We start from the raw sequence: 13,474 nt of genomic DNA on the forward strand, positions 1-13,474 counted from the left end.
ACGTTCACTGGTCGCGGAGGGCGTCGATGGGCGCCAGACGGGCGGCACGGGCCGCGGGGTAGACGCCGAACACCGCGCCGATCCCGACCGCGACCACGACCGAGACGACGAGCGCGAGGCCGGACACGACGATGGTCGAGCCGAGGACCGACGGCAGCGCCAGGGCCAGCCCGACGCCGATGATCACGCCGACGGCGCCGCCGCTGAGGCCGAGGATCATCGCCTCGATGAGGAACTGGTTGCGGATGTTGGCGGGCGCGGCGCCGAGCGCCTTGCGCAGGCCGATCTCGCGGGTCCGCTCGGTCACCGACACGAGCATGATGTTCATGACGCCGATGCCGCCCACGAGCAGCGCGAGCGCCGCGATGCCGGTGAGCAGCACGGTGAGCTTCTCGTAGACCGAGGTCGCCGCGTCGAGGAGCGAGTCCTGCACCTCGACGGTGAAGTCCGCGTCGTCCGCGGACGCCAGGCCGTGGAGGTTGAGCAGCAGCGACGTGGTCTCCTGCGACGCCGCGCTGAGCGAGTCGGACGAGGCCGCCTTCACGTAGATGGTGTCGACGGACTCGCTGTTGCCCGAGTCGTCGAGCTGCTCGACCATCGTCGTCATCGGCACCACGGCGAGGTCGTCGAGCGAGGTCTCCCCCGACGATCCCGCCTCGGCGAGCACGCCGACGACCTCGAGCGCCTCGCCGTCGATGGTGACCTCCTGGCCCACCACGCTCGTCGTGCCGAACAGCTCCTGCGCCGTCTCGGCGCCCAGGACGATGACGCTCGCCCCCGCCTCCGCATCGTCCGCGGTGAAGAAGCTGCCGTACAGCAGGTCGCGCGAGCGCACCTCGGTCCAGCTCGTCGTGGTGCCCGTGACGTCGGTGGTCCAGTTGCTCTCGCCGTACTCGAGCGACAGGCTCGCCGTCTTCTCCGGCGCCACGTCGCCGGCGTCCGGCACCGCGACCTCGGAGGCGAGCGCCTCGGCATCGGTGAGCGTGAGCGTCTCGCCGCTGCCGAAGCCGCCGCGCATGCCGCTCTCGTCGGTCGACGATCCGGGCGACACGATGAGCAGGTCGGAGCCGAGCGCCGCGATCTGCTCGCTGACGTCCTTCTGCGTGCCGAGCCCGAGGCCCACGGTGAGCACGACGGACGCGATGCCGACGACGATGCCGAGCATGGTGAGCGCGGAGCGCATCTTGTGCGAGCGGATCGCCCGCCAGGAGCTGGCGAGCAGGTCGGCGGGCCTCACTTGGCGATCCCCGTTCCCGCGCCGACGAACTGCCCGTCGGTCACGTTGTAGACGGTCCCGGCGCGCGCGGCGACGTCGGACTCGTGGGTGATGAGCACGATCGTGCTGCCCTCCGCGTGGAGATCGTCGAGCATGCCGAGCACGTCGCGGGTCGAGTGCGAGTCGAGGTTGCCCGTGGGCTCGTCGGCGAGCACGATCGCGGGCTCCGTGACGAGCGCCCGCGCGATCGCGACGCGCTGCTGCTGGCCGCCCGAGAGCTGGCCCGGGTGGTTGCGGCTCTTGTCGCCCAGCCCCACCCGCTCGAGCGCGACCATCGCGCGCTCGCGCCGCTCGGCCGGCGGGATGCCCGCGTACACGAGCGGCAGCTCGACGTTCCCGACCGCCGTGAGGCTCGCCAGCAGGTGGAACTGCTGAAAGACGAAGCCGATGCGGCGGTTGCGTGCCGAGGCGAGCGCCACCTCGTCCATCTGGGAGACGTCCTCGCCGGCCAGCACGTAGCGGCCCGATGTGAGCACGTCGAGGCAGCCCAGGATGTTCATGAGCGTGGACTTGCCGGAGCCGGACGGGCCCACGATCGCCACGTACTCGCCCGGGAAGATCCGGCAGTCGATGCCCCGGAGGGCCTCGAACTCGATGTCGCCCGTGTGGTAGGTCTTGCGAGCGCCGCTCAGCTCGATGACGGGAGCGCTCATCAGCCCTGCCCGCCCGGGAGCTGGCCGCCGGTGGGCATCTGGCCGCCGCCCGGCACCATGCCGTCGGTCGGGAACTGGCCGCCGCCGGGGAGCTGCCCGGTGGTGTCGGACGAGTCGGACGAGCCGCCGGAGACGGTGGCCGCCACGGCGAGCTGCTCGCCCTCCTCGAGGCCGTCGACGACCTCGGTGTAGCTGCCGATCGTGTCACCCAGGGTGACCTCCCGCTCCTCCTCGTCGCCCGCATCGTCCACGACCGTCACCGTCGAGACGCCGTCCGTGGTGGTGACCGCGTTCGTGGGGATCGCGAGCACGTCGACCTGGCGGAGGTAGACGATGTCGGCGGTGACGGAGGTGCCCTCGTAGAGGCCCTCGACGTCGCCCGTGACCTGCAGGTCGACCGCGTAGGTCGCGCTGCCGCCGGTCGTGGTGGGCAGGTTCGCGATGTCCGTCACGAGGCCGAAGAACTCCCCGTCGACGTCGTCGGCGGTGAAGGTCACCTGGTTGCCCTCGGCGATCTCCGCGACCTCGTCCTCGGACAGGCTCACCGACACGGTCCACTCGTCCTGGCCGACGATGGTCACGCCGCTGTCGGTCGAGGTGGACGATGCGGTGGTGGTCATGCCGCCCGCCTGGGTCGAGGTCGTGCCGCCAGAGGATCCGGAGGAGCTCGAGGAGCCCGCGGACACCACGTCGCCCACCTCGTACGGCTGCGCCGTGACGAGGCCGGCCATGTCCGCCACGAGCTCCGCGTCGCCCATCGCGGACCGCGCCTCCTTGACGCTCTTCTTGAGCACGGCGACCTGGGCCTCGGCGGCGGAGATCTGGGCCGCGCTCGCGTCGGAGTCGTCGTCGGCGTCCTCGAGGTTCGCGAGGGTGGCCTTGGCCTGCGCGAGCTCGGCCTGCGCGGAGCGCAGCGAGGCGGTGAGCTGGAGCGTGTCGATCTCCGCGATCACGTCGCCCTCCTCGACGACGTCGCCCGCCTCGACGTACACCGCCGTGACCTCGCCGGAGGCCTCGAAGGCGAGCGCGTCGGTGGAGACGGCCGCGAGCGTGCCGGTGGCGGAGACGGACTCCTCGAGGGTCTGGAGGCCCACGGTCACCGTCTGGGTGCCGGCGTCCTCCATCGCGAGGCCCTCGCGCGCCTCGTCACCTCCGCCTCCCCACAGCGCCATGGCGCCGGCGCCGAGGCCGGCACCGGCCAGCACGGCTCCAGCGGGGACTCCCCACGTGCGTACGCGGGTCCACCGGGAGGGGTTCTTGGGCATCGTCCATCCGTTCGATCATCGCCGACTGTCGATGCGAAGGTATGGACGGTTCCTGGGAGATGGCTGGCAAACGGATAAGGGCACCATAAGCACCCGCGCGGGCGCGGGAAGCGCCTGGTAGAGACCCGGTCAGGCGGGACCGACGCGCACCGACACGCGCTCGCGGCCCGCGATGTCCGCGGCCAGCGAGCGCACCTGGTCGGCGGTCACCGCGTGGACGTCCTCGAGCATCTCGGCGATGGACCAGAGGTCGCCGAACACCAGCTCGGCCTTGCCCAGCCGGGACATGCGCGAGTACGAGTCCTCGAGGCGCAGCACCATCGAGCCGGCGATCTGGCCCTTGGCGCGCTCGAGCTCGCCCGGCGTGACGCCCTCGGCCATGCGCTCGAGCTCGACGGCCATGAGCCGCTCGACCTCGTCCACCTTGGCGGGGGTGCACGCGCCGTAGACGCCGAAGACGCCGGTCTCAGTGCTGGGCGCGCCGAACGAGTAGACGGCGTACGTGAGCCCGCGCTTCTCGCGGATCTCCTGGAACAGCCGCGAGGACATGCCGCCGCCGAGGATCGCGTTGTAGACGGCGAGCACCGAGCGGCGCTCGTCGGTCGCGCTGAAGCCGCGGGTGCCGAGCAGCACGTGCGCCTGCTCGAGCTCGTGGCGGCGGATCCGCACCTCGGGGGTGAGGGTGGCCTCGACGGGCGCGTTGCGGTCGCGTCGACCCTTGGGCGCGACGCCGTCGGCGAGGTCCCAGCCGCCCGTGGCGAGCGCATCGGCCACCATCGCGCACACGGCGTCGTGGTCCACTCCCCCGGCCGCCGTGACGATGAGCCCCGCGGGCGTGTAGTGCTCGGTGTAGTGGTCCCAGACGGCCTCGCGGGTGACGGCCTCGATGATCTCGGGGGTGCCGCCGATGGGCCGGCCCAGCACGTGGCCGCCGAGCACCGCCTCGGTGAAGCGCTCGTGGATGACGTCGCCCGGGTCGTCCTCGTTCATCGCGAGCTCCTCGAGGATGACCCCGCGCTCCATGTCGAAGTCCGCCTGGTCGAGGCGCGCGCTCGTGACCATGTCGAGCACCACGTCGATGGCCATCGGCAGGTCGGTGTCGATCACCCGCGCGTAGTAGCAGGTGTACTCCTTGCCGGTGAGGGCGTTGGACTCGCCGCCGACGCGGTCGAACTCCTCGGCGATGTCGAGCGCGCTGCGGCGCGCCGTCCCCTTGAACAGCAGGTGCTCGAGGAAGTGGGTGGAGCCGGCGTGCTCGGGCGCCTCGTCGCGCGACCCGACGCCGACCCACGCGCCCAGCGTGGCGGACCGCATGCCCGGGATCTGCTCCGTGAGGACGCGCACCCCGCCCGGGAGCACCGTGCGGCGGATGACCGCGCCGTGGTCCTGCTCGATGGTGAGGTCGGAGCCGATGGCTCCCGCGTGCACGAGGGGAAGCATGTGGGGCATGAGGGCGAGCCTAGTCGCGGGCATCGGCGCCGACCGCATCGTCCCCGGCGTCGTGTGCTGTCCCCTCCGTCGCATCGATCCGCGAACGGTGCGACATCCGGGCGCGCGAGCACCGCGATGTCGCATCGATCGCGACATGGTCCGACATGCGGGCGTGCGGACGCGACGATGCGGCACGGACCTGCCCGGCGCATCGTCCCGCGCCCGGCAGCGCCCCGCATGCGGGCGATTCCCGGATCGGCCCGCATTCCAGGCTCCTACGACCCAGAACGCGGGCGGATCGCGGATCCACCCGCATCCCAGGACGGGCGGCGCGGGACGATGCGCGGCCCACGCATCGGCCCAGGACACGCCGAAGGGCGGCCGGGTGACCCCGACCGCCCTTCGAGCGGAACAACCAGAGACGCTTACGCCTCGACGGTCTCCTCGGCCTCGTCGGAGGAACCCTCCGCGCCGGCCTCCTCGACCACGCCGAGCGAGAGCTTGCCGCGCGGGTCGACCTCGGTGATCTCCACCTGGATCTTCTGACCCACGGCGAGCACGTCCTCGACGTTCTCGACGCGCTTGCCGCCCACGAGCTTGCGGATCTGCGAGATGTGCAGCAGACCGTCCTTGCCCGGGGTGAGCGAGATGAAGGCGCCGAACGCGACGGTCTTCACCACGGTGCCGACGAAGCGCTCGCCGACCTCGGGGACGTGCGGGTTCGCGATCGCGTTGATCGCGGCGCGCGCGGCCTCCGCCGACGGACCGTCGGTGGCGCCGATGTACACGGTGCCGTCGTCCTCGATCGAGATGTCGGCGCCCGTGTCGTCCTGGATCTGGTTGATCATCTTGCCCTTGGGGCCGATGACCTCGCCGATCTTGTCGACGGGGATGCGCACCGCGATGACGCGCGGGGCGTGCGGGCTCATCTCGTCGGGCTCGGAGATCGCCTGCTCCATCACGCCCAGGATGTGGACGCGGGCGTCGTACGCCTGCGACAGCGCGCCGGCGAGGACCGAGGCGGGGATGCCGTCGAGCTTGGTGTCGAGCTGGATGGCGGTGACGAACTCACGGGTACCGGCGACCTTGAAGTCCATGTCGCCGAACGCGTCCTCCGCGCCCAGGATGTCGGTGAGCGCCGCGTAGCGGGTCTCGCCGTCGACCGTGTCGGACACGAGGCCCATCGCGATGCCCGCGACGGGGGCCCTCAGCGGCACACCGGCGTTGAGCATGGCCAGCGTCGAGGCGCAGACCGAGCCCATCGAGGTCGAGCCGTTCGAGCCGAGCGCCTCCGACACCTCGCGGATCGCGTAGGGGAAGTCCTCGCGCGACGGGAGCACCGGCACGAGCGCACGCTCGGCGAGCGCGCCGTGGCCGATCTCGCGACGCTTCGGGCTGCCCACACGACCGGTCTCGCCCGTCGAGAACGGCGGGAAGTTGTAGTGGTGCATGTAGCGCTTGTGCGTCTCGGGCGAGAACGAGTCGATCTGCTGCTCCATCTTGAGCATGTTCAGCGTCGTGATGCCCATGATCTGGGTCTCGCCACGCTCGAACAGCGCCGAGCCGTGCACGCGCGGGACCACGGCGACCTCGGCCGACAGCGGACGGATGTCCTTGAGGCCACGGCCGTCGATGCGGACGCCGTCCTTGAGGATGCGCTGGCGGATGGTCTGCTTGGTGACCGAGCGGACGACCGCCGAGATCTCCTTCTCGCGACCCTCGAACTGACCGTCGAACTGCGCGTGGGCGCCGTCCTTGATCTCGTCGAGGCGGCTCTCGCGCGTCTGCTTGTCGGCGATCTGGAGCGCCTCGGCGAGGTCGCCCGAGATGGCGGGCGCCACGACCGAGTACAGGTCGTCCTGGTAGTCCAGGAAGCGCGGGAACTCGGCGGTCTCCTTGGCGGCCTTCTCGGCGACCTCGGCCTGCGCCTCGCACAGCACGCGGATGAACGGCTTCGCGGCCTCGAGGCCCTCGGCCACGACGGCCTCGGTGGGCGCCTGGGCACCCTCCGAGATGAGGTCGAAGGCGTTCTCGGTGGCCTCGGCCTCGACCATCATGATGGCGACGTCGTCGCCCACCACGCGGCCGGCCACGACCATGTTGAAGACCGCGTTCTCCATCTCCGACCAGCGCGGGAAGCACACCCACTGGCCCTCGACGAGCGCGACGCGCACACCGCCGATGGGGCCCGAGAAGGGCAGGCCGGCGAGCTGCGTCGACATCGAGGCCGCGTTGATCGCGACGACGTCGTACTGGTCGTCCGGGTGGATCGCGAGGACGTCGACGACGACCTGGATCTCGTTGCGCAGGCCCGAGACGAACGACGGGCGCAGCGGGCGGTCGATGAGGCGGCACGTGAGGATGGCGTCCGTGGTGGGACGGCCCTCGCGGCGGAAGAACGAGCCGGGGATCTTGCCGGCGGCGTACTGGCGCTCCTCGACGTCGACGGTCAGGGGGAAGAAGTCGAAGCCGTCGCGCGGGGACTTGCCGGCCGTCGTGGCCGACAGCAGCATGGTCTCGCCGTCGAGGTAGGCGACGGCGGAGCCGGCGGCCTGCTTGGCGAGACGTCCCGTCTCGAACCGGACGGTGCGGGTGCCGAAGCGACCGTTGTCGATCGTGGCCTCGGCGAACTGGATCTCAGGACCCTCCATCAGGAGTTGCTCCTTGCCTATTCGTGGCAGGCAGGCGGATGCGGCTCACGCCGCGTCACTGATCGTCAGTCGAAACGCGCAGAACGATCCCCATCGAGGAGGGGGTTCTGACCGTCACCACCGAGGATCAGCATCCGGCTGGCCTGCCAGGTTGAGTTGGGCGGCCCGGGTGTCCGGGCCGCGTCAATCCTAACAGCACGGAGGGACGATGCGGCGGGCGGGGCGACCGCGACGTCGCCGGCGCATCGTGCCCTGATACGCGAAAGCCCGGCCGCTTCGACCCCTGAGGGGAGCGGCCGGGCAGACGCCGGGAGGGGCTGCGCTTAGCGGCGCAGGCCCAGACGCTCGATGAGCGCGCGGTAACGGTTGATGTCCGTCTTCGCGAGGTAGTTCAGGAGGTTGCGGCGACGGCCGACCATGAGGAGCAGGCCACGACGCGAGTGGTGGTCGTGCTTGTGCTCCTTGAGGTGCTCCGTCAGGTCCTTGATGCGCTGGGTGAGGACCGCGACCTGGACCTCCGGAGAGCCGGTGTCGCCCTCGTGGGTCGCGTACTCGGTCATGATGGACTGCTTCACTGCTGCGTCGAGCGCCACTGTGTACTCTCTCTCGTTCGTTGCGCGGCGCACCCGGGCATGTTCTCCGGGGCACTGGGATCCGCGGCCGTTCTACGGCGACTGTCCATGGTACAGGACACGGGACGATGCGCGCGACCGGGCGTCAGATGCCGCCGCCGGGATCGCCCCCGGTGTTGTGCCGGATCGACTGGGAGGTGGGATCACCGTAGTACGCCCGGCGGCGCCTCTCCTCCTCGGTCTCCCCCGGCCGGCGCTGCGGGACCGGGTGCGACTCCGGGCGACGGCCGGCCCCGAAGACGGGGTCGCCCGCGGACGCGCCCTCCTCGCGCGCGGGCCCGCCCACGCCCGACTGGGGGATCGGTCCGGTCGGGCCGATCTCCGGCGGCTTGAGCCCGCGGCCGCCCCCGCCCTCGCGCAGGCGCCGCTCGGTGTAGGTCGCGAGGCGCGACAGCGCCAGGTTGATGGCGATGTAGATGCCGGCGCCCACGACGAACATGGGGATCGTGTAGCGGTCGCCGAAGAAGTCGCGGTTGAGCTTGATGGTCCGCAGCAGCTCCTCGTACGCGACGATGTAGCCGAGCGACGAGTCCTTGAGCAGCACCACGAGCTGGCTCACGAGCGCCGGCAGCATGATCCGCACGGCCTGCGGCAGCTCGATGATCAGCGTGGTGCGCATGCGCGACAGCCCGATGCTGAGCCCGGCCTCGCGCTGGCCGCGCGGCAGCGCGGCGATGCCGGCGCGCAGGATCTCCGCGATCACGGCCGTGTTGTAGACCACCAGGCCGAAGACCACCGACCACAGCGGCGACCAGCCGAGCACGAGCTTGGCGAAGAACATGAGGAGCAGGACCGGCAGTCCGCGCGCGAGCTCGGTGAGCACGGTCGCCGAGGTGGCGACGAGGCGCCGCCGCGCCCCCGCCCGCAGGATCGCGAGCGCGCCGCCGAGCATCGCGGCGATCGGCGCCGCGATCGCGGCGGCGAGCAGGGTCCGCCCGAGCCCCTTGCCGAGCGAGGTCCACACGTCGCCCGCCGTCTGGCCGAGCGGCGGGTCCCACAGCACCTCCCAGCGGTCGTCGAACACGCCGCGCTGCTGCATCGCCCAGGCGGCGCCCGCCGCCGCCGCGACCAGCACGAGCGAGAAGACGATGTTGAGGGTGCGGTCGATCCGCCGGGCGCGGGGGCCCGGGGCGTCGTAGAGGACCGAGCCGCTCATCGCGCGAACCCCATGCTGCGCTCGAGCCGCTGGGCGAGGATGCCGAGCGGGATGGTGATGACGAGGTACATCGCTCCGATCCCGAAGAAGATGAAGAGGCCGTCCACGGGGTTGCGGTTCGTGAGGCGCTGCGAGATGGCGACCATCTCCGCGTACGCGAAGCCCGCCGCGACGGACGTGTTCTTGACGAGCGCGATGAGGACGGAGATGAGCGGCGGGATCGCGGACCGCCATGCCTGCGGCAGCACGATCTGCGTGAGCGTCTGGCCGAACGTGAAGCCGATGCTGCGCGCGGCCTCCGCCTGGCCGATCCCCACGGAGTTGATGCCCGAGCGCACCGCCTCGCACACGAAGGCGCTGGTGTAGAGCGTGAGGGAGATGACGGCGATGCGGAAGCCGATCGGCGCGATGATGCCGAGCGAGGGCGCGACGAACACCCAGAAGAAGAACATCAGGGTGAGGGGCGTGTTGCGGACGATCTCGACGTACAGCGTGCCGACGGTCCGCAGCGGGCCGACCGGCGACACCCGGAAGGCCGCCAGCACGGTGCCCCACACGAGCGACAGCGCGCCCGAGATCGCCGCGAGCGTGAGCGTGGCGAGGAAGGCACCACCGATGGTGCCGAACTCCTCGATGAACGTCTCCATGCACCCCTCCGGACGGGCCGTGCGGCCCCCCTCGCGAGGGGCCGCACGGTGCGTTCGCTAGTTCTCGTACCGGTCGACCGTCGGGACCTCGGGCTCCGGCAGGATGTCGCCCACGTTCTCGGTCCAGGCCTCGAGCCAGCGCCCGTCCGCGAAGATCTCCTCGAGGACGTCGTTGATCCACATCCGGAACTCGGTGTCGTCGTGCGCGAGGCCGATGCCGTACGGCTCCTCGGTGAAGGGCTCGCCCACCACCTTGAAGTCGTCGGGGTACTGGTCCACGTAGCCCGCGAGGATCACGTTGTCCGTGGTGACCACGTCCACCTGCCCGTTGCGCAGCGGCTCGAGGCAGTCGGTGTACGCCGCGAAGAGCGACAGCTCCGCGTCGGGGTAGTTCTCCTCGATGTTCGCCGCGGGCGTCGAGCCCTCGACCGAGCAGACCTTCTTGCCCGCGAGGTCGTCGGGGCTCATGATGTCCTCGTTGTCGACCGTGACCATCAGCGCCTGGCCGGCGTTGTAGTACGGGCCGGCGAAGCTCACGAGCTCCTTGCGGTCGTCGTTGATCGTGTAGGTCGCGACCACGATGTCCACGCTGCCGTCCTCGATGAACGGCTCGCGGTTCGCGGACACGGTCTCCACCCACTCGATCGAGTCCTCGTCGATGCCGAGCTCGCCGGCGATGATCTTGCCGATCGAGACGTCGAAGCCGACGGGGTCGCCGCTCGGCGGCTTGAGCCCGAACAGCGGCTGGTCGAACTTGGTGCCGATGGTGATGGTGCCCGCCTCCGCGAGCGCGGCCATCGTCGAGCCCTCGGGGAAGTCCCCGGCCATCATCGAGTCGTCGCCGCCCATCGAGCCCGACTCGTCGGACTCCGAGCCCTCGTCGGACGCGCACGCCGCGAGCAGCGCCGCCGCCGCGACTCCCAGCGCGGCTGCCGCCGCCTTCCTCCGGATCATCATCATGCTCTCCTCCCCTGTCCCTTCCGGGACCTCAGTGCGTCAGGATCTTCGACAGGAAGTCCTTGGCGCGCTCCGATCGTGGATTCGTGAAGAACTGCTCGGGCTCGGCCTCCTCCTGGATGAGGCCGTCGGCCATGAAGACCACCCGGTTCGCGGCCTTGCGCGCGAAGCCCATCTCGTGGGTGACGACGATCATGGTCATGCCCTCGCGCGCGAGCGACACCATGACGTCGAGGACCTCGTTGATCATCTCGGGGTCGAGCGCGCTGGTGGGCTCGTCGAAGAGCATCACCTTGGGCTTCATGGCGAGCGAGCGCGCGATCGCGACGCGCTGCTGCTGGCCGCCCGAGAGCTGCGCGGGGTACTTCTGCGCCTGGTTGGCGACGCCGACCCGCTCGAGGAGCGCCATGGCCTCCTGCTCGGCCTGCTTGCGCGGCTCCTTCTTGACCTTGATGGGGCCCAGGGTGACGTTCTCGAGGATCGTCTTGTGGGCGAACAGGTTGAAGGCCTGGAACACCATGCCGACGTCGGCGCGCAGGTGCGCGAGGGCCTTGCCCTCCTGCGGCATCGGCTGCCCGTCGATCGTGATGGTGCCGGTGTCGATGGTCTCGAGCCGGTTGATCGCGCGGCACAGCGTCGACTTGCCGGAGCCGGAGGGGCCGATGACGACGATCACCTCGCCGCGCGTGACGGAGAGGTCGATGTCGTTGAGCACGTGCAGCTCGCCGAAGTGCTTGTTGACCTTGTCCAGCACCACGAGCGCGTCGGAATCTGGCATCTTCCGACACTAACCCTGCACATCGGACATTTCAGGGCAGAGACGCAATCGTGACCTGAAACTAACTCCCTGGTAACACGCCCAGGGGTGTGTTCAGGCGCGGACCGCGAGCACCGCGCGGCACCAGTCGACGTCCTCGCCGAGCGCCGTCACGAGCGCGTCGAGCGAGCCGAAGTCGAGCATGGGGCGGCGCCACTCGACGAGGTCGAGGGCCACCTGGGCGTCGTACAGGTCGAGGTCGTCGCGGTCGATGACGTACGCCTCGAGGCGCAGGTCCGTGCCGCCCACGGTGTAGTTCATGCCCAGGCTGATCGCGGCGGGCAGCCGCTCCCCCTGGACGGCGCCGGCGCGCGGGTTGCCGTGCGCGTCGAGCACGGTGAGCCAGCCCGCGTACACGCCGTGCCGCGGGATCATGCCGGCAGTGTGGTCGAGGTTCGCGGTCGGGAAGCCGATCTCGCGGCCGAGCTTGTCGCCGTGGATCACGGTGCCGCGCACGCGGTGCTCGCGGCCGAGCACCTCGGTCGCGCCCGGCAGGTCGCCCGCCTCGAGCAGCTCGCGCACCCAGGTCGACGACCAGCGGCGGCCAGACTCGGACACCGCGCAGGCGTCGTCGATGATGTCGACGGCGAACCCGAGCTCGGCCCCCAGGGCGCGCATCGTGCCCACGTCGCCCGCGTTGCCGCGCCCGAAGCGGGTGTCGCGCCCCACCACGACGCAGGACGCGCGCATGCCGCGCACGAGGTAGTCCGCGACGAACTCCTCGGGGGTCTGGCGCGCGAAGTCGAGCGTGTAGCGCACCACCAGGACGCCGTCGAGGCCGATGGCCGCGAGCCGCTCGAGGCGGTCGTCGAGGCCGGTGATGAGCTCGGGCTGGTGCGCCGGGTCGTGCACGGCCTTGGGATGCGGGTCGAAGGTCATCGCGAGGGCGACGTGCCCGCGCGCGCGGGCGTCGGCGACCATCCTGCCGAGCACGGCCTGGTGGCCGCGGTGGACGCCGTCGAAGTTGCCGAGCGTGACCACGGCGGGGCCGAGGTCGGGGATCTCGGCCAGCGAGCGCCACACGTGCATGCCGGTCATTGTGCCCTACGCGTCCGCGCCGCCCGCGGCGGGGGACGATGCGCTGGCAGGCTCGAAGACGACCACCGGCTTGGCGCGGCCGGCCTTGGGCTCGACGATCGCCACGGCGCGCGGGCCGGGCGCGATCGCGACGGTGGGACCGTCGGGGCGCGCGTCGATCCACTGCCCGAAGCCGAGCGCCGTCGCGTCCTGGTCGGAGACCTCGAGCACCGGGAGCGTCGCCGCGGCCGCCTCGGCGAGCCCCACGCGGGGCAGCGGCTCGCCGGAGTCCACGACGGCGCCGAGATCGTCGAGAGTGCGCGCGAGGTCCAGCCCGATGCCGCCCACGCGCGTGCGGCGCAGGGCGGTGAGGTGGCCGCCGACGCCGAGCGCGGCGCCGAGGTCGCGTGCGAGCGCCCGCACGTACGTGCCCGACGACACGTCGACGCGGACGTCCAGGTCCACGACCGCATCGTCCCGACGCACGCCGACCACGTCGAAGCGGGACACCGTGACGGGCCGCTCGGGCAGCTCGACGTCCTCTCCCCCGCGGACGCGCGCGTACGCGCGCTTGCCGTCGACCTTGATGGCGCTGACGGAGCTGGGGCGCTGGAGGATGTCGCCCGTGAGGGCGGCGACGGCGGAGCGGATGGCCTCGTCCGTGACCGCGGACGCGTCCGCGGTCGCGGTGACCTCTCCCTCCGCGTCGTCCGTCACGGTCGACTGCCCCAGCCGGATGGTGGCGTCGTAGGCCTTGTCGTGCCCCACGATGTACGTGAGGAGCTTGGTGGCGCGGCCGATGCCGACGACGAGCACGCCCGTCGCCATGGGGTCGAGCGTGCCGGCGTGGCCCACCTTGGAGGTGTGGGCCAGACGCCGGACACGCGCGACCACATCGTGCGACGTCCAGCCCTGAGGCTTGTCGACCACGACGATGCCGGGCGCCGGCTCGGGGCCGCCGCGGCGTCCCAT

At 71.2% G+C, this 13,474-nt stretch carries 12 protein-coding genes; all 12 read right to left on the reverse strand.

From position 1 onward, the window contains the following. Window positions 1–4 precede the first annotated feature (4 nt). Window positions 5–1,237, reverse strand: a complete 1,233-nt coding sequence (locus AOM02_RS04840; RefSeq protein ID WP_228373107.1) for an ABC transporter permease — start codon at window positions 1,235–1,237, stop codon at window positions 5–7. Then, window positions 1,234–1,929, reverse strand: coding sequence for an ABC transporter ATP-binding protein (locus AOM02_RS04845; protein ID WP_062297198.1), 696 nt, complete (start codon window positions 1,927–1,929; stop codon window positions 1,234–1,236). Before AOM02_RS04845 ends, AOM02_RS04840 begins: the two co-directional genes overlap by 4 nt. Then, on the reverse strand, window positions 1,929–3,194 hold the full coding sequence (locus AOM02_RS04850) for an efflux RND transporter periplasmic adaptor subunit (RefSeq protein WP_082104882.1): 1,266 nt from the start codon (window positions 3,192–3,194) through the stop codon (window positions 1,929–1,931). The genes AOM02_RS04845 and AOM02_RS04850 overlap by 1 nt, the downstream gene beginning before the upstream one ends. A gap of 129 nt (window positions 3,195–3,323) precedes the next feature. Continuing rightward, window positions 3,324–4,643, reverse strand: coding sequence for a M16 family metallopeptidase (locus tag AOM02_RS04855; protein WP_062297598.1), 1,320 nt, complete (start codon window positions 4,641–4,643; stop codon window positions 3,324–3,326). A gap of 407 nt (window positions 4,644–5,050) precedes the next feature. Then, entirely contained in the window at window positions 5,051–7,276 is a 2,226-nt protein-coding gene (locus AOM02_RS04860; RefSeq protein ID WP_062297201.1) for a polyribonucleotide nucleotidyltransferase, read from the reverse strand. Window positions 7,277–7,599: 323 nt separating this feature from the next. Then, window positions 7,600–7,869, reverse strand: a complete 270-nt coding sequence (gene rpsO, locus AOM02_RS04865) for a 30S ribosomal protein S15 (RefSeq protein ID WP_062297203.1) — start codon at window positions 7,867–7,869, stop codon at window positions 7,600–7,602. 124 nt (window positions 7,870–7,993) lie between these two features. Further along, window positions 7,994–9,064, reverse strand: coding sequence for an amino acid ABC transporter permease (locus AOM02_RS04870; protein WP_082099676.1), 1,071 nt, complete (start codon window positions 9,062–9,064; stop codon window positions 7,994–7,996). Then, complete coding sequence (locus tag AOM02_RS04875; protein WP_062297205.1) at window positions 9,061–9,711, reverse strand: amino acid ABC transporter permease; 651 nt, start codon at window positions 9,709–9,711, stop codon at window positions 9,061–9,063. Before AOM02_RS04875 ends, AOM02_RS04870 begins: the two co-directional genes overlap by 4 nt. Window positions 9,712–9,768: 57 nt before the next feature. Continuing rightward, window positions 9,769–10,665: a glutamate ABC transporter substrate-binding protein gene (locus AOM02_RS04880; RefSeq protein WP_439644674.1), complete on the reverse strand. Its 897-nt coding sequence runs from the start codon at window positions 10,663–10,665 to the stop codon at window positions 9,769–9,771. 34 nt (window positions 10,666–10,699) lie between these two features. Continuing rightward, window positions 10,700–11,446, reverse strand: coding sequence for an amino acid ABC transporter ATP-binding protein (locus tag AOM02_RS04885; RefSeq protein ID WP_062297207.1), 747 nt, complete (start codon window positions 11,444–11,446; stop codon window positions 10,700–10,702). 93 nt (window positions 11,447–11,539) lie between these two features. Then, window positions 11,540–12,514 carry a bifunctional riboflavin kinase/FAD synthetase gene (locus tag AOM02_RS04890; protein ID WP_062297603.1) on the reverse strand — a complete coding sequence of 325 codons (975 nt, stop codon included), beginning with the start codon at window positions 12,512–12,514 and terminating at the stop codon, window positions 11,540–11,542. 15 nt (window positions 12,515–12,529) lie between these two features. Continuing rightward, the gene (gene truB / locus AOM02_RS04895) at window positions 12,530–13,474 is read right to left on the reverse strand and encodes a tRNA pseudouridine(55) synthase TruB (protein ID WP_062297210.1); all 945 of its coding nucleotides are present in this window, start codon (window positions 13,472–13,474) and stop codon (window positions 12,530–12,532) included.

The sequence above is a fragment of the Demequina maris genome (genome assembly GCF_000971155.1).
GTDB lineage: Bacteria > Actinomycetota > Actinomycetes > Actinomycetales > Demequinaceae > Demequina > Demequina maris.

Bases quoted from the DNA above. Each gene is read 5' to 3' on its own strand.
- AOM02_RS04890 (WP_062297603.1), bottom strand. From the start codon at position 12,514: ATGCACGTGTGGCGCTCGCTGGCCGAGATCCCCGACCTCGGCCCCGCC.
- truB (WP_062297210.1), bottom strand. From the start codon at position 13,474: ATGGGACGCCGCGGCGGCCCCGAGCCGGCGCCCGGCATCGTCGTGGTC.
- AOM02_RS04860 (WP_062297201.1), bottom strand. From the start codon at position 7,276: ATGGAGGGTCCTGAGATCCAGTTCGCCGAGGCCACGATCGACAACGGT.
- AOM02_RS04850 (WP_082104882.1), bottom strand. From the start codon at position 3,194: ATGCCCAAGAACCCCTCCCGGTGGACCCGCGTACGCACGTGGGGAGTC.
- AOM02_RS04845 (WP_062297198.1), bottom strand. From the start codon at position 1,929: ATGAGCGCTCCCGTCATCGAGCTGAGCGGCGCTCGCAAGACCTACCAC.
- AOM02_RS04880 (WP_439644674.1), bottom strand. From the start codon at position 10,665: ATGATCCGGAGGAAGGCGGCGGCAGCCGCGCTGGGAGTCGCGGCGGCG.
- AOM02_RS04870 (WP_082099676.1), bottom strand. From the start codon at position 9,064: ATGAGCGGCTCGGTCCTCTACGACGCCCCGGGCCCCCGCGCCCGGCGG.
- AOM02_RS04885 (WP_062297207.1), bottom strand. From the start codon at position 11,446: ATGCCAGATTCCGACGCGCTCGTGGTGCTGGACAAGGTCAACAAGCAC.
- AOM02_RS04855 (WP_062297598.1), bottom strand. From the start codon at position 4,643: ATGCCCCACATGCTTCCCCTCGTGCACGCGGGAGCCATCGGCTCCGAC.
- AOM02_RS04875 (WP_062297205.1), bottom strand. From the start codon at position 9,711: ATGGAGACGTTCATCGAGGAGTTCGGCACCATCGGTGGTGCCTTCCTC.